At 67.9% G+C, this 15774-nt stretch carries 14 protein-coding genes; 8 read left to right on the top strand and 6 right to left on the bottom strand.

What is annotated here, in order from left to right; genetic code table 11:
* Positions 1–306 precede the first annotated feature (306 nt).
* Positions 307–1242 (top strand): LysR family transcriptional regulator, encoded by a 936-nt coding sequence (locus tag APZ15_RS23270; protein ID WP_027790475.1) that lies wholly within the window; start codon positions 307–309, stop codon positions 1240–1242.
* Positions 1243–1393: 151 nt separating this feature from the next.
* Here the strand turns inward: APZ15_RS23270 and APZ15_RS23265 are convergent, their stop codons facing one another.
* Complete coding sequence (locus APZ15_RS23265) at positions 1394–2284, bottom strand: LysR family transcriptional regulator (protein WP_027790476.1); 891 nt, start codon at positions 2282–2284, stop codon at positions 1394–1396.
* A 101-nt stretch (positions 2285–2385) separates the two neighbouring features.
* Here APZ15_RS23265 and APZ15_RS23260 point away from each other — a divergent pair, with 101 nt between their 5' ends.
* Positions 2386–2826 carry a PACE efflux transporter gene (locus APZ15_RS23260; protein ID WP_027790477.1) on the top strand — a complete coding sequence of 147 codons (441 nt, stop codon included), beginning with the start codon at positions 2386–2388 and terminating at the stop codon, positions 2824–2826.
* 93 nt (positions 2827–2919) lie between these two features.
* Here APZ15_RS23260 and APZ15_RS23255 read toward each other — a convergent pair whose 3' ends face one another.
* From APZ15_RS23255 to APZ15_RS23235, 5 genes are all read right to left on the bottom strand, one after another.
* A complete protein-coding gene (locus APZ15_RS23255) occupies positions 2920–3771 on the bottom strand; it encodes an alpha/beta fold hydrolase (protein WP_027790478.1) in 852 nt (283 codons plus the stop codon).
* A 279-nt stretch (positions 3772–4050) separates the two neighbouring features.
* The gene (locus APZ15_RS23250) at positions 4051–4380 is read right to left on the bottom strand and encodes a DUF3579 domain-containing protein (protein ID WP_027790479.1); all 330 of its coding nucleotides are present in this window, start codon (positions 4378–4380) and stop codon (positions 4051–4053) included.
* Positions 4381–4405: 25 nt separating this feature from the next.
* Positions 4406–5767 (bottom strand): sigma-54-dependent transcriptional regulator, encoded by a 1362-nt coding sequence (locus APZ15_RS23245; RefSeq protein WP_027790480.1) that lies wholly within the window; start codon positions 5765–5767, stop codon positions 4406–4408.
* Positions 5757–7640 (bottom strand): sensor histidine kinase, encoded by a 1884-nt coding sequence (locus APZ15_RS23240; RefSeq protein ID WP_027790481.1) that lies wholly within the window; start codon positions 7638–7640, stop codon positions 5757–5759. The genes APZ15_RS23245 and APZ15_RS23240 overlap by 11 nt, the downstream gene beginning before the upstream one ends.
* A gap of 115 nt (positions 7641–7755) precedes the next feature.
* Positions 7756–9120, bottom strand: coding sequence for a 2-hydroxycarboxylate transporter family protein (locus tag APZ15_RS23235; RefSeq protein ID WP_021156390.1), 1365 nt, complete (start codon positions 9118–9120; stop codon positions 7756–7758).
* Positions 9121–9542: 422 nt separating this feature from the next.
* On the opposite strand from APZ15_RS23235, the gene APZ15_RS23230 reads away from it, so the two are divergent.
* From APZ15_RS23230 to APZ15_RS23205, 6 genes are read left to right on the top strand one after another with little or no spacing between them, the layout of a single operon-like run.
* Positions 9543–10373: a MetQ/NlpA family ABC transporter substrate-binding protein gene (locus APZ15_RS23230; protein ID WP_027790482.1), complete on the top strand. Its 831-nt coding sequence runs from the start codon at positions 9543–9545 to the stop codon at positions 10371–10373.
* A 13-nt stretch (positions 10374–10386) separates the two neighbouring features.
* On the top strand, positions 10387–11805 hold the full coding sequence (locus tag APZ15_RS23225; protein ID WP_027790483.1) for an LLM class flavin-dependent oxidoreductase: 1419 nt from the start codon (positions 10387–10389) through the stop codon (positions 11803–11805).
* Between the two features lie 18 nt (positions 11806–11823).
* Positions 11824–13005, top strand: coding sequence for a methionine ABC transporter ATP-binding protein (locus tag APZ15_RS23220; protein ID WP_027790484.1), 1182 nt, complete (start codon positions 11824–11826; stop codon positions 13003–13005).
* Complete coding sequence (locus APZ15_RS23215) at positions 12998–13654, top strand: methionine ABC transporter permease (protein ID WP_027790485.1); 657 nt, start codon at positions 12998–13000, stop codon at positions 13652–13654. Before APZ15_RS23220 ends, APZ15_RS23215 begins: the two co-directional genes overlap by 8 nt.
* A 54-nt stretch (positions 13655–13708) precedes the next feature.
* Positions 13709–14560, top strand: a complete 852-nt coding sequence (locus tag APZ15_RS23210; RefSeq protein WP_027790486.1) for a hypothetical protein — start codon at positions 13709–13711, stop codon at positions 14558–14560.
* Positions 14557–15768, top strand: coding sequence for an acyl-CoA dehydrogenase family protein (locus APZ15_RS23205; RefSeq protein ID WP_027790487.1), 1212 nt, complete (start codon positions 14557–14559; stop codon positions 15766–15768). Before APZ15_RS23210 ends, APZ15_RS23205 begins: the two co-directional genes overlap by 4 nt.
* Positions 15769–15774 lie beyond the last annotated feature (6 nt).

Below are 15774 nucleotides of genomic sequence, written 5' to 3'. Positions count from 1 at the left end.
CACGCCGTATCTGGACGATTCGCCGTGGCGGGCCGAGCTCGGGTTCGATACTTCCGCGTTCTGATTGCCTGACTTCGGGACCCAGTCTAGGCGTGAAGCGGGCGGCAACTTAGAGGGGCCGGAAAGAATGAATCTTGTCTCGGGAGGGAAAATCCCCTGCCAGAATGAAGGTGAATTGAAAGGATGCGCGAAAACGACAAGGGATTGCGCGCTGACTGCACGAAGCAGGCGCGGGCCCTATGATCAACAGGCTCGCGCGGGCCGAAACGCAGCGATTCGGAGATCAATTCAAAACCAGGGTGCGTAATGGACAAGGTTCACACCATGTCGGTGTTTGCGAAGGTGGTCGAGATGGGCAGTTTCACGGCTGTCGCAAACCACCTCGATACGACGGTCGGCAACATTTCCCGAGCGGTCTCGGTACTCGAGGACAATCTCAACACGCGGTTGCTGCAGCGCTCGACGCGACGGCTCGTCGTCACCGATGCGGGGCGACGTTTTTACGAGCGCAGCGTTGCGATCCTCTCGGACATCGAACGGGCAGAAGCGGAAGCGCGCGATGCGCTGCTGGAGCCGCGCGGCGTGTTGCGCGTGCATGCGGTGCCGGGATTAGGCCGTCAACTCGTTTCGCAAGCCGTGCTTGCCTATCGGAACGCATACCCGGAGGTATCGGTCGATCTCATGCTGTCGCAGCGGATGCCGAACCTGCTCGAAGAGCAACTCGACGTGGCGATCGTGATTGCGCGCACGCTGCCGGACTCGGCGTATGTGAGCCAGAAGATCGGCGTCAGCCATTGCGTTCTGGCGGCGTCGCCCGAGTATCTGGCGCATCGTCCGGCTCCCGCGTGCGTGGAAGAGCTCGTCGACCACACATGTGTGCTCCTGAGCACGGTCGATTACGCGCCCGACGAATGGCGTCTGCAAGGCAGGGCCGGCGAGGCGGTGTATCGTCCGGCGGGATCGCACTTCAGCGTCAACGACATGGATGCGATGTCCACGGTACTGCGCGAGGGCGCGGGGATCGGGCTGATCGCCGCCTTCTCGGCAATCGACGATTTGCGTAAAGGATCGCTCGTTCGCGTGCTGCCTGAATTCCACACCGCCCAGCGCAACGTCTATGCGGTGTATTCGTCCCGTCAGTTCGTCGACGCGAAGATCAAACGGTTCATCGATGTCCTTAAGTTGCGGGTAGGCGACCGGTTGGAGGCGTATGCGGAGGAGCTCGCCATCACGGTCGTATGACCCGCCTCACGGTCGGCATGGTCGGGCAGGTCGAGCGATGACCGGGAACGCGTTTCCGGCGCCGAGCGCGCGGTGGTGGTCCAGTGACTGCAACTAACGGTCAAGTCGTCCGGCGTTGACGGACGGTGTGGCGACGCCATCGCCGCACCGCTCAATGCGGACTGTCTTCAGCCCGCAGTGCCCGCAAGAGTTCCCCGGCGGCCTTGCCGAGCCCCGTATGTTTCGGCCGCCGCCAATACACAGGCAGCGGCAGCCCGTTGCGAATGTTCGCGAACACGAGCGGTGCGAGTTCGCCGTCCGCCACATACCGGTCGATGATCGATTCCGGCAAGTTCGCCCAGCCATGACCGGCCTTCACGAGCGCGATCGCGGTCGCCATGTCGGTCACTTTCCACGTGCGGTTGCCGATAAGCGGCCGCACGTCGGTGAGCGGCCGCTCCGGATCGGCGATCACGATCTGCCGAAACCCCGACAAGCGCTCGATCGCCTCCGGATGCGCGGCTTCGGCAATCGCCGGATGGCCGGGCGCGGCGACCGCGATCAGCGTCTCGGTCCACAGCGCGTGAATCTGTTCCTGCGGATGAAGATCGAGCCCGCCGTACGCGACGCAAAGATCGACGGCCCCGCGATGCAGCGCGTCGACGATCGCATCCTGCGGTGCGGTGACGACGCTGACCGCGAGCGCCGGATATTTCGCGGCGACGGCGGCCAGCGCGCGCGCAATCGGCGCACCATCGATTTCGGCCGCGAGCCCGAGTCGCAGCGTGTCCTCGACACCCTCCGACAAGTGCTGCGCATGCGCACGCAGCGCATGCAGCCGTTCGGCGATCGCGCGCGCGTCGGGCAGCAGCGCGGCCATTGCGGCGGTCGGCGTCGGCTCGCGCGTGCCGCGGTCGAACAGCACGAGGTCGAGTTCGGCCTCGAGGTTCGCGATCGCCATGCTGATCGCCGACGGCGTGCGGCCGAGCGCACGCGCGGCGGCCGAGAACGAGCCTTCGTCGATGACGGTCAGCAGCATGTCGATGTGATCGCTGGTCAGCATGGTCGGCCGCCTCCTGTCAGAAAAATTGAAAGGACCTGACTTTTACGGACGAAGTGTCCGCTGTAGTCTCGCCACCTTGTTCGAAACGAAGGTGGTCGGTCATGCAAGGATGGAAGAGACGCATAGTCTACGTCGTGATGTTCGAGGTGCTCGGCATCCTCGTCGCGTCGTCGGTGCTCGGCATGCTGAGCGGCGCGAGCGCGGCGACGAGCGGCCTGCTCGGCGTGATGATCTCGACGACGGGCGTCACCGTCAATTTTCTGTACAACCTTGGGTTCGAGGCGTGGGAGCGGCGGCGCACCGAAACGACGCGCACCGTCGGGCGACGTGTCGTGCATGCGATCGGGTTTCAGGTCGCGCTCGTGACGTTCCTGATTCCGTTGATCGCGTGGTGGCTCGACGTGTCGTTATGGCAGGCGTTCCTGTACGACGCGGTGCTGATCGTGTTTTTCCCGATCTTCACGTTCACGTACAACTGGGCGTTCGACAGCGTGTTCGGGTTGCCGGATGCGGTGACGCGCAAGGCGGCATCGGCTGCGTGATGCAGAGGGATGCGAAACGATGCGGATTGCCCGTGCCGTTTCGCTTCCGCAAGAGAGGGGAAGGCCGGGCGGCGCGCATGCCGCCCGCTCGCGTTACGCGGCGACGAACTCGTGCACGTAACGGTTGAACACGGCGGGGCTTGCCGCGTTCATCCCGTGCGATGCGCCGGCGACGGTCTGCCGTTGCGCATTGCCGATCCACTGCGTCAGCGTATCGACGTTGTTGCGGAACATCTTCGGGCTGCGCTGGCCGTCGATCAGCAGCGTGCGGCACGCGATGTCGCCGGCCGTGTGCTGCGAGTACGCGGGCAGCGGGTCGCGCAACTGCTTCGGCAGCGTGCTTGCGTTGTCGATCGCCATCGTGCGGAAACGCGACGTGCTTTTCTTCCACGCGCCGGGCAGGCTCACGGAATCGACGAACATCTCGAGGCCCGCTTCGACGTCGCCTTGCCCGATCAGGCTTACGGCCTTCGTGCGCAGCGCGATCGCGGCGGCCGGCAGCGCGGCTTCGCGCACGCCCGGCTGTTGCAGTGGGCCGCCCGGATCGGCGAGCGTCAGCGATTCGACGAGTTGCGGATGCTGGCGCGCGACGTTGAACGCGACGCTGCCGCCGCGCGAGTGGCCGACCAGATGCACGGGGCCGAGATCGAGCGCGTCGATGAACTCGGCGAGCTCGTCGACGTGGTTCTGCCAGCTGAACTCGTCCTGGATGCCCGCTTCGACGGCCGGCCAGTAATGGCTGAGGCTCGGCGCGATGCAGCGGTAGTGGGCCGACAGCGACGCGAGCTGCGGATCCCAGTAGCGGTAGTCGCACAGCGAGCCGTGCACGAACACCATCGGCGCGCCGCTGCCCCGCTCGACATACGGCAGGCTGATGCCTGACGAAAGCGTCGCAAATTGCAGGTCGGGGTTCGCGAGCACGGACGGCTCGATTCGCATGTTCATGACTGAAAGACTCAAAGGTGCGTCAACACGACGCAACTATGCATCACGGCGACCTGCAAGGAAAACGCATAATTTTCATCGTGACGATCAATTTTTTTGATGGCTCGGCCGCAAACCCTTGTCGGAAGGGGATGGGTGCCGATGCTTTCAATCGTCTAACGATTGGCCGTGAAGCCGGACAGGCCCGGAAAGGCGCGTGCGACGGCCTGCGCACCCGTGCACCGCAACCAGGAAAACGGGGAATCGGGAAGGACGCGCGCCGCGAACGCGGCCCGCGTTTCAGCGCACCGCCAGCGCGGGCGCGGTCTGAAGTTCGACGGGGAGGTCGTTGTCGGCCGCGAACTGCATCGCGAAGTCGAAGGCGTCCGCGCATACGGTGCGCAATTCGTCAGACACGAACAGGCATTTGACGCCGCGGTCGACGACCGGCATCGCGAGCCGCGACAGCGCGCACGGATAGCCGGGCCGCCGCTCGCCGACGAACAGCGTGATGACGCCCGCGAGGCGCTCGGGCCAGTCGCTCGGGCGGAAGGTTTTCTGCGCGCGCGTGACGCCGCGGATCAGGTGGCCGGCGACGCGGCCGTGTTCGGTGATGTCGATGCGATCCATGCTGTCGTGCGTGTCCTCGTTCGCGTCATTCGCCGCCATCGGCCGCCGCGTCGCCGCGCGCGGGAATCCGCAGGTTGCGCAGCTTGTGATAGAGCGTCTTCTTCGGCATGCCGAGCGCTTCGCTGGCCTCCGCGACGTTGCCGTTGTGACGCTGCAGCATGTCCTCGATCAGCATCCGCTCGAAATACGCGAGCTGCTCCGCGAGCGTGCCGCCCGCGGCCGGCGTGCCGCCGGACGACAGCAGGCTGTCGCCGGTCAGCCCGAGCACGAAGCGGTCGGCCACGTTCTGCAGCTCGCGCACGTTGCCGGGCCATGCGTGCGTCATCAGTTCGGATACCTGCGCGGCCGTGACGACCGGCGCCGGTTGCCCGAAGCGCCGTGCGGCCGCGAGCACGAAATGCTCGAACAGCAGCGGCACGTCTTCGCGCCGCTCGCGCAGCGGCGGCAGCTCGATCTGCGCGACGTTGAGGCGATACAAAAGGTCGGCGCGGAAGCGGCCGTCGGCCGCCAGTTCGGCAAGATCGGCCTTCGACGCGGCGACCACGCGGCAGTCCACCGGAATCAGCTCGTTCGCGCCGAGCCGCTCGACCACGCGCTCCTGCAGCACGCGCAGCATCTTGACCTGCAGCGGAACCGGCATCGTCTCGATCTCGTCGAGGAACAGCGTGCCGCCGTCCGCCCATTCGATCTTGCCGATGCGCTTCTTGATCGCACCCGTGAACGCGCCGGCCTCGTGGCCGAACAGTTCGCTTTCGAAGACCTGCTCGGGCAGGCCGCCGCAGTTCAGCGCGACGAAATGCGCGTCGCGCCGGCCGCCGAAGTCGTGCAGGCTGCGCGCGATCAGTTCCTTGCCGGTGCCCGTTTCGCCGGTGATCAGCACCGACACCGACGTATCGGCGAGGCGCAGGATCTTCTTGCGCACGTCGGCCATCGCAGGCGACTTGCCGAGCACGAACGCCTCGATGCCCTGCCAGTTGTTCAGCGCCGCGCGCAGGCCCTGCACCTCGAGCGTCAGGCGGCGCTTCTCGACCGCGCGCGCGACGCGCCCCGCGATCACGTCCGACGAGAACGGCTTCTCGATGAAGTCGTACGCGCCGACCTGCATCGCGCCGACGGCCGTCGAGATATCGGCGTGGCCGCTGATCAGCACGACCGGGATCTGCGCGTCGATGGCCATCACGCGATCGAGCAGCTGCAGCCCGTCGATGCCCGGCATCCGCACGTCCGACACGATCACGACCGGCGCGCCGGGCGCAACGTGATGAAGCGCGTCGGCGGCCGACGCGAAGGCATCGACCGCGAAGCCGGCAAGCGCCACCGCCTGCTCGACGCCGATCCGGACGTTTTCATCGTCCTCGACGACCAGCACCCGAATCTCATCTTCCATGCTCTGTCCTTTGCAGCGTTGCCGCCGCGAATTCGATACTGAACTGCGCGCCGCCTTCGTCGCGGTTCGTCGCCGCGATCTTCGCGCCGAACGCCTCGACGATGCGCGACGTGATCGCGAGGCCGAGCCCGAGGCCCTGGCCGCGCGGCTTGGTCGTGACGAACGGCTCGAACAGGTGCGGCAGCACCTCGGGCGCGATGCCCGCGCCGCTGTCGGCGACCGTGACGCGCACACGGCCGGCTTCGTCCGGCCCGGTGGCCTCGATGACGATGCGGCGCACGGGCGCGTCGCGCACCGCGTCGAGCGCGTTGCCGAGCAGGTTCACGATCACCTGCTGCAACTGGCTCGATTCGGCCGACACGGCGGTGCCGGGCGCGATGTGCACGTCGAGTTGCACGCCTTCGTCGCGGATCCGCGCATCGTAGATGAGCCGCGCATGTGCGACGGCCTCGTTCAACGAGACCGCGACGCGCTCGACGTCGGGCTTGCGCGCGAAGGTCTTCAGCTCGCCGGTGAGCACGGCCATGCTGTCGACGAGCTTGCCGATCCGTTCGAGATTGGCGAGCGCCGGCGCCGGCTGGCCGCGCTCGAAGAACGTGCGCGCGTTGTCGCACAGCGTGCGGATCGCGACGAGCGGCTGGTTCAGCTCGTGCGTGAGACCGGCGGCCATCTGCCCGAGCACCGCGAGCTTGCCCGCATGCACGACTTCCTGCTGCGACGCGCGCAGCCGCTGCTCGGTGCGCTCGCGCTCGACGATCTCGCGCTGCATCCGTTCGTTCGCGGCCGTCAGCGCGGCCGTGCGCTGCGCGACGGTCAGCTCGAGCCGGTCGTTCGCGCGCCGCAGCGCGTCCTGCGCATTCAGCCGCGCGACGATCGCGCGGCGGCGCTGGATCGCGTAACCGGCCAGCAGCGCGGCGATCAGGAACGCGCCGGTGACGAACACGAAGGCCGTCTGCTGCTGGCGCCGCGCCCCCGCGATGTCGAGCAGCACCATCAGCGAATCGCCGGCCTGCGGCGCGGGGCGCGACATCACGAGATAGCGTGTGGTGCGGCCGGCGTGGCGCGGATCGGGGAAGGTGCCGAACCATGCGGCCGCGCTGCGGTCGCCGATGCGGCGGTACGGCAGCGCGTCGACCGTGCGGCCCGCGTACTGTCGCGATGCCTGGATGTCGCGCTGCTGCTGCGCGGTGATCGGGCGCAGCGCGGTGAATTTCCACGCGGGTTCGGTCGAGATCACGACCACGCCGTTGCCGTCGACGACCATCGCGGCGACTCCCGGCGCGCGCCACGCCGATTCGAGCGGGTCGACGCTGATCTTCACGGCGGCGACGCCGATCGGCACGCCGTCGTCGCGCACCGCGCTCGCGAAGTAGACGCCCGGCACGCCGGTATTGGTGCCGATGCCGAAGAAGCGGCCGCTGCCGCGCGCGAGCGCGTCCTTGAAATACGGCCGGTACGACACGTTGGTGCCGACGAAGCTGAGCGTTTCGTTCCAGTTGCTGGCGGCGATCACGTCGCCCTGCAGGTCGATCACGTCGACTGCGCCGCTGCCCGCGTCGCGGTTCACGGCTTCGAGGTACGTGTCGACCGTGTGCACGAGCTCGGGGGCATCGTGCGGCGCGGCTTTCAGCATCGCGCGCACGCGGTCCTGCCGCGCGACCAGGCCGGGCAGGATCTCGAAGCGGCCGAGTTCGCTCTTCAGGCTCGATGCATACAGGTCGAGCCGGTGCGCGCCGGTTTCCTCGAGCGCGTCGATCGCGCGTTCCCACGCGAAATCGACGGCCGCGGCCGCCACGCACACGTACAGCACGCCGGCCGATGCCCAGCCCCACCACGGGATTCCCTTGAAGCTCTTCTGCACGTTCGCCCTCATCGAAGCCCGCAACCGGCCGCCCGGAGCGACGCCCCGAACGACGCGCGCCGCGCGCCGGCAAGGCCGGCGGCGGCGCGTGCGAAGCGGCCTGCGCGACGGAGCGCGCGGCGGCGCGTCATCCGAAGTGTGCGATCAGGATCAGCGTGACCGTGACGACGATCGCGCCGCCGATGCGGGTCGCGATCTGCGCGAACGGCATCAGCTGCATCCGGTTCGCGGCCGTGAGGATCGCGACGTCGCCGGTGCCGCCTTGCCCGCTGTGGCAGGCGTTCACGATTGCGGTGTCGATAGGGTACATCTTCATCAGGCGGCCGACCACGAAACCGGTGCCCATCAGCGTCGCGACGGTCGACACGATCGTGACCACGTTGACGATCGTGAACGCGGCGGTCAGCTTGTCCCACGGCGTCATCGCGACGCCGATCGCGAACAGCAGCGGGTACGTGACGGCGGTCGAGAAGAACTTGTAGACGACGAACGCGCCTTCCTGCAGCGGCGGCGACACCGCGCGCGCGAGCTTCACGAGCACCGCGAGGAACAGCATCGCGACCGGCGCGGGCAGGCCGAACAGCTTGTGCGCCATCAGGCCGACCAGGTACAGCGTGATCGCCGTGATGCCGGCGCCCGCGATGTGCGAGACGTCGACGTGGCCGCGGATTTCCTCGTTCTCGGGCGTCATGTCGCCCGATTCGCCGACCTGCAGGCGGCCGTTGCCGGTCAGGTGCGGGAAGCGCTTGCCGAGCATGTCGAGCGCGCCCGACAGGATGATCGCGGTCAGGCTGCCGAGCATCACCGGCGGCAGCACCATCGCGAACATCTCGCCTTGCGGCAGGTGCATCAGTTCCGAATAGCCGATCGACAGCGGAATCGCGCCTTCGCCGACGCCGCCCGCCATGATCGGCACGACGATGTACAGCAGCGTGTGGCGCGCGCCGAGGCCGAGCGCGGTACCTACGGCCGTGCCGACGATCGCGGCCGCGACCGAGCCGGCCGCGAGCGGAATGAAGATCTTCACGAAGCCCTGGATCAGCACGCGCCGGTCCATGCTCAGGATGCTGCCGACGATGATCGACGCGATGAACAGGTACAGGAAGTTGGTCGACTTCGTGAATTCGACCGTCAGGTTCAGCACCGGCTTCGGCAGCACGTGGTAGTACGTGAGCGCCGACGGCACGAAGGTCGCGAAGATCGCGGCGGCGCCGATGTTGCGCAGGAGCGGCAAGCGCTTGCCCAGTTCCGCGCAGGTGAAGCCGAAGAACGCGAGCACCGCGATCGCCATCGAGATCTCGCCGGGCACCTTGCCGGTGACCGAGAAGCCGACGATCAGCGCAAGCAGGATGAAGTAGACGGGCAGCGGGATGATGCCGATGCGGATTTCCATCAGCTTCCACCAGCCTTCCGGCCAGAAGCGCTCGCGCGGGGCGGCGACGGCGTTGGAAACCGGCTCCGGATGGGACGGGGTATGGATAGAGGTCTGCAAGACGTGTCTCCTGATGTTGGAATGCCTGCATCGCTTCGCGGCATCGTGTGCCGTCTATTACGCAACCCCCATGCCAGAAATGCAGCCTGACGGAATATTTTTAATCCATTGATTCATAAGGGATTTGTTTCGTCTGCGGAAATGACGGCCCGGCCGGCTGGCCGAGATTTCGGAATTCGCCCGGCGTCCAGGCCGAGATTTCGGCCGGGCGCCCGGTCGGGCCGCCGATCCTGCGTGGCCGCCGCCCATATCGCCGCGCGCGATTTTCTTCGCACAATCGCTTCGTAGACCGTCCCCGCTCCGCTCTCTATCATCGGCTGATCCTTTTCCGACGTGCTTGACCCTTGTCCGGAGAACGCCCGCGCGTTCGCCGCGGCGTCGCTCATCCGTCGATACCGTCTTTGGACAGGAGAGTGGTTCCCATGCTGCATGCCGTTTTTTCCGCCCGTCTTTCCGCCGGCCGCGTCGCGCGCCTGCTGGCCGCCGCCCTGCTCGGCGTCGCGCTGCTCAATGGTGCGCGGGCCGACACCGCGCCGCTGAAGGTCGGCATTTCGACGAGCCCGCAGATCGAGGCGCTGAAGGTTGCCGCCAAGGAGGCGAAGGCGCAGGGGCTCGACGTGCGGATCGTCGAATTCACCGACTGGAATACGCCGAACGCGGCGCTCGCGAACAAGGACATCGACGTCAACTACTTCCAGCACATCCCGTTCCTCGAGAACGCGAACAAGCAGGGCGGCTACAACTTCGTGTCGATCGCGCCCGGCACGATCATGAAGATCGGCCTCTATTCGAAGAAGGTGAAAAGCTTCAGCGAGCTGAAGGACGGCGCGAAGGTCGCGATCGCGAACGATCCGGTGAACGGCGGGCGCGGGTTGCTGCTGCTGCAGCGCGCGGGGCTCATCAAGCTGAAGCCGGGCGCCGACTACCGCGCGACGACGCACGACATCGTGTCGAACCCGAAGCACCTGAAGATCATCCCGCTCGAGGCATCGCAACTCGCGCGTTCGCTCGACGACGTCGATCTCGCGCAGGGCTACCCGAGCTTCATCAAGCTCGCCGGCACGACCGACCCGAACAGCGCGCTGCTGTTCGACGGCACCGAGAACAAGATCTTCGCGATCCAGTGGGTCGTGCGGCCGGACAGCGTGAACGATCCGCGCATTCGCAAGTTCATCGCGATCTACCAGCAGTCGCCGGCCGTGCGCAAGGCGCTCGACAACGCGTTCGGCTCGCTGTACGCGATCGCGTGGTGACGGAGGCGCTCACATGACGACGGCGAACCGCAAGAAGATCCTGCTCAACGCGTTCAACATGAACTGCGTCGGGCACATTAACCATGGGCTGTGGACGCATCCGCGCGACCGCTCCGCGCACTACACCGATCTCGACTACTGGGCCGACCTCGCGAAAACGCTCGAACGCGGCAAGTTCGACGGGATCTTCCTCGCGGACATCGTCGGCGTGTACGACGTGTTCGGCGGCGGCCCCGATGCCGCGCTGCGCGAATCGGTGCAGGTGCCCGTCAACGATCCGCTGCTGCTGGTGCCCGCGATGGCGCAGGTCACGCGGCATCTCGGCTTCGGCGTGACCGCGAACCTGACCTACGAGCCGCCTTACCTGTTCGCGCGCCGCATGTCGACGCTCGATCACCTGACGAAAGGGCGCGTGGGCTGGAACATCGTCACCGGTTATCTCGACAGTGCCGCACGCGGGATGGGCCTCGCGCAGCAGATCGGCCACGACGACCGCTACGAGCGCGCGGACGACTACATGGACGTCGTCTACAAGCTGTGGGAGCAGAGCTGGGACGACGACGCGGTGATCCGCGATGCGCAGGCGCGCGTGTTCGCGCAGCCGGGCAAGGTGCGGCGCGTGAAGCACGACGGGCCGTTCTATTCGATCGATGCGATCCACCTGAGCGAGCCGTCGCTGCAGCGCACGCCGGTGTTGTACCAGGCCGGTTCGTCCGCGCGCGGCGTCGAGTTCGCGGGCCGTCACGCCGAATGCGTGTTCGTGAACGGGCAGAGCAAGGCCGCAGCGCGTGCGGCGGCGCTCGACATCCGTGCGGCTGCCGCGCGGCAGGGGCGCGATCCGGCGTCGATCAGGATCTTTGCCGGCGTGAGCGTCGTGACGGCCGAAACCGAACTTCTCGCGCGCGAGAAGTTCGACGAATACCGGCGCTATGCGAGCCCCGAAGCGGGCCTCGCGCATTTCGCGAGCTCGACCGGCATCGACTTCGCGAAGTACGGCCTCGACGAACCGATCTCGTACGTGAAGACCGACTCGATCCAGTCGGCCGTCGACGCGATCTCGCGCAAGAGCACGACCGGCACGTGGACCGTGCGGCGGATGCTCGAGCAGATGTCGCTCGGCGGCCGGTATGCGCCGATCGTCGGCTCGCCGTCGCAGGTCGCGAACGAACTGCAGTCGTGGATCGACGAGACGGGCATCGACGGTTTCAACCTCACGCGCACCGTGATGCCCGAGTCGTTCGAGGATTTCGTCGACTGGGTCGTGCCCGAGCTGCAGAACCGCGGCGTCTACAAGGAAGACTACGATCCCGCGCCGACGCTGCGCGAGAAGCTGTTCGGCGCGGGCCCGCGCCTGCCCGCGTGGCACACGGGCGCGCAGCACCGGCCGGCTGCCGTACCGGCATCCGAACCCGCGCATCCCGCGCATGCCTGAACGTGACGGAGCGAAGCGATGACGCAATTGTTCGATACGCTGGGTTTCGTCGATGCATCGGCCGCGCGTGCCGGCATCGTTGCCGGCACGCATGACGCGGCGGCCGTGGCGGCCGCCGGTGGCGCAGCCGTGTCGCTGGAGCAGGTCGGCAAGGTGTTCGCGACGCCGCGCGGCCAGGCCGCCGCGCTGCGCGACGTGACGCTCGACGTGCGGCGCGGCGAGGTGTTCGGGATCATCGGCCGCAGCGGCGCGGGCAAGTCGACGCTGCTGCGGCTCGTGAACGGGCTCGAGCGGCCGAGCTCGGGCCGCGTGCGCGTACAGGGCGTCGACGTCGGCGCGCTCGACGAGGACGGGCTCGTCGCGCTGCGGCGTCGCACCGGCATGGTGTTCCAGCATTTCAACCTGCTGTCCGCGAAGACGGTGTTCGAGAACGTCGCGCTGCCGCTGAAGATCGCCGGCGTGCCGAAGGCCGAGCGCGTGCGCAAGGTCGAGGCGCTGCTCGAACTCGTCGGGCTCGCCGCGAAACGCGACGCGTATCCGGCCAGCCTGTCGGGCGGGCAGAAGCAGCGCGTCGGCATTGCCCGCGCGCTCGTGCACAATCCCGAGGTCCTGCTGTGCGACGAGGCGACTTCGGCGCTCGATCCCGAGACGACGCAGTCGATCCTCGCGCTGCTCGCAGACATCAACCGTCGCCTCGGGCTGACGATCGTGCTGATCACGCACGAGATGGAAGTGATCCGCGCGGTGTGCGACACGGTCGCGGTGATCGAACAAGGCGAAGTCGTCGAAACGGGCCCCGTGTGGCGCGTGTTCGGCGATCCGCGCCACGGCGCGACGCGCGCACTGCTCAGCACGCTCGTGCACGACCTGCCGGCCGAACTGGCCGCGCGCGTGCAGCCGCTGCCCGAGCAGGCCGCGCTGCCCGACGGTGCGCAGGTCGTGCTCGACGTCCGTTATACGGGCGAGAGCGGCGGCGAGCCGGATGTCGGCGCGCTCGCGGCGGCGCTCGGCGGCTCGGTGCGTTTCCTGCATGGCGGGATCGAGCGCATCCAGGGGCATGCGCAAGGGCGGCTCGTGATCGCGGCGGCGCCGCGCGCAGACGACGCCGGCCAGCCGGCGGCCCGCGGCGGTGCGGTGGCGGCGCTGCTCGAACGCGCGCGCCGCCACGCGAATCACGCGGAGGTGCTCGGCTATGTTTGACCTCTGGTGGCCCGAACTGCTCGACGCGATCCGCGACACGCTGTCGATGGTCGCCGCGTCGGCCGCGGTCGCGGCGCTGATCGGCGTCCCGCTCGCGGTGATCCTCGTGACGACCGCGCCCGGCGGCATCTACGAGCGGCGCGGCGTGAACGCGGTGCTCGGCGCGCTCGTCAACGTGTTCCGCTCGACGCCGTTCATCATCCTGCTCGTCGCGCTGCTGCCGTTCACGCGCGTGCTGATCGGCACGACGATCGGCGTATGGGCGGCCGTCGTGCCGCTGTCGATCGCCGCGATCCCGTTCTTCGCGCGGATCGCCGAGGTGAGCCTGCGCGAAGTCGATCGCGGGCTGATCGAGGCCGCGCTCGCGATGGGCGCGAAGCGCCGTCACATCGTCTGGCACGTGCTGCTGCCCGAGGCGCTCCCCGGCATGCTCGGCGGCTTCACGATCACCGTCGTCGCGCTGATCGGCTCGACCGCGATGGCGGGTGCCGTCGGCGCGGGCGGGCTCGGCGATCTCGCGATCCGCTACGGCTATCAGCGTTTCGACACGACCGTCATGGCGACCGTGATCGTGATCCTGATCGCACTCGTTTCGGCCGTGCAAATCACGGGCGACCGCCTGGTCCGACGCGTGACCCGGCGTACCTGAGCGGCGCCACGAGCGCCGGCTCTTTTCATTGAAGACCCTGAGAGAACGATACCCATGACCTTACCCATCGGCGCGCCGCGCGAATGGAACGGACAATTCGAGGAAGCACTGTTCCTGGACGTCGCACGACGCCATCGTCCCGGCTTCCCGGACAAGCTGGCGACACCGCCGCGCGAGCCGCGCGGCCAAGACGAACTGGCCGCCGTCGCCGACTACTACACGAAGATGGCGTCGCACGACCTGTTCATCGTGCAGGTCGTCGCGAAGGCGATCGACACGCTGTTCCGCGACGACCCGCATTTCCAGCTGATCCTGTCGCGCCAGCTCGGCGACGACGGCGCGCACGCGGTGATCGGCCGTGAGCGCGTGACCGAACTGACGGGGCGCGATCCGCTGCCGGAAATCGACCGGCTCGTCGCCGCGCACTGGGCGCGCATCGGCGACATCGCGGTGCGCGACGTCGCGGGCTTTCTCGCGTTCGAGTGGCATTACGAGCTGCACATCCTCGCGAAGCTGTGGATCCAGCGCAAGACCGGCCGTATCGGCGACAGCGCGATGCGCGAACACGGCGAGAACCGGATCCGGCCGGACGAGGAGTGGCATCGCGTGCAGATCGTCCAGTGGTGGTTCGACACGTTGAAGGCGCTGCCGGCGGCCGAACGCGACGCGCTGATCGATCGCGTGATCGCGGCCGACGAGGAAACGCAGGCGCGGCTCGACGGTTACCTGCACGACGAGTACGCGCACACCGCGCACGTGTTCGGCGCGGATATCGCCGAATACCGCGCGATCTACGACGACTGGCGGCGCGAGATCCTCGCGCGGTTGACCGGCAGGTGCGAACTCGGGAAACTCGTGCCGTTGTCGGAAGCTGTCTCGACCCAGGAACAGGAAGCCGTCGCATGAACGATCCCCGCGGCCCGGCGACGCTCGCCGCTGCAACGGATGTGTCAGCCGTCGATCCGGACGCACTGGCGCGCGTCATCGAAACGCTGCGCGAAACCGCCGCCGCGCGCGATCGCGCGGGCGGCCATGCCGCGCAGGAAAAGCAGTGGCTCGCCGACGCGGGCCTGCTGACGCTCGCGGTGCCGCGCGAATTCGGCGGGCAGGAAGCCGGGTGGCCGGCGATCTACGACACGATCCGGCGGATCGCGCGCGTCGACAGCGCGCTCGCGCATCTGGTCGGGTTCCAGATCCTGCAGGTGGTGAGCGTCGACGTGTGGGGCAGCGCGGCACAGCGCGAACGCTATCTGCGCGGCACGGTCGAGCATCGCTGGTGGTGGGGCAATGCGGTCAACCCGATCGACACGCGGCTGGCGGCGACCGCGACGCCGGACGGCGGCTACCGGCTCGATGGCGTGAAGGGCTTCTGTTCGGGCACGCGCGGCTCGCAGCGCATGACGGTGTCCGCGCACGATCCGCAAGCGGGCCGCACCGTGTTCGGCGTGGTGCCGACCGATCGCGCGGGGATCACGGTCAACGAAGACTGGGACCCGATCGGCCAGCGCCAGACCGACAGCGGCAGCGTGAGCTTCGACGGCGTGACGCTCGCGCCGGACGAGGTGCTGCACCGCTCCGAGGCGCCGCCGACACCGCGCGCGACGCTGCGCACGCTCGTGTCGCAGCTCGTGCTGACGAACCTGTTCGTCGGGCTCGCGGAAGGTGCGCTGGCGGAAGCGCGCGACTACGTGCTGAAGCATGGCCGCCCATGGATACAGTCGGAGGTCGTGCAGGCAAGCGACGATCCGTACACGCTGCAGCGCTTCGGCGACATGCGCGTGCGGGCGATCGCCGCGGCGGCGCTGGCCGATCGCGCGGCGGCCGCGTTGCAGCGCGCGTGGGCGCGGCAGGATGCGCTGACGGCGGACGAGCGCGCCGAGGTGGCGCTCGCGGTATCGGAGGCGAAGATCGTCGCGCAGCGCGCGGCGCTCGACAACGGCGAGGCGCTGTTCGACGCATGCGGCGCGCGCGCCACGGCCGCGTCGCTCGGCCTCGACCGCTTCTGGCGCAACGCGCGCACGCATACGCTGCACGATCCGCTCGACTATCGGCTGCGTGATGTCGGCCGGTTCGCGTTGACCGGGGAATTGCCGCCGGCGTCGCTCTATACGTAAGCGGGC

Origin of the sequence: Burkholderia cepacia ATCC 25416 (assembly GCF_001411495.1) — a bacterium.
Taxonomy (GTDB): domain Bacteria; phylum Pseudomonadota; class Gammaproteobacteria; order Burkholderiales; family Burkholderiaceae; genus Burkholderia; species Burkholderia cepacia.
Note: the sequence above shows the minus strand (reverse complement) of the source record. Positions and strands in the feature narration are given on the sequence as shown.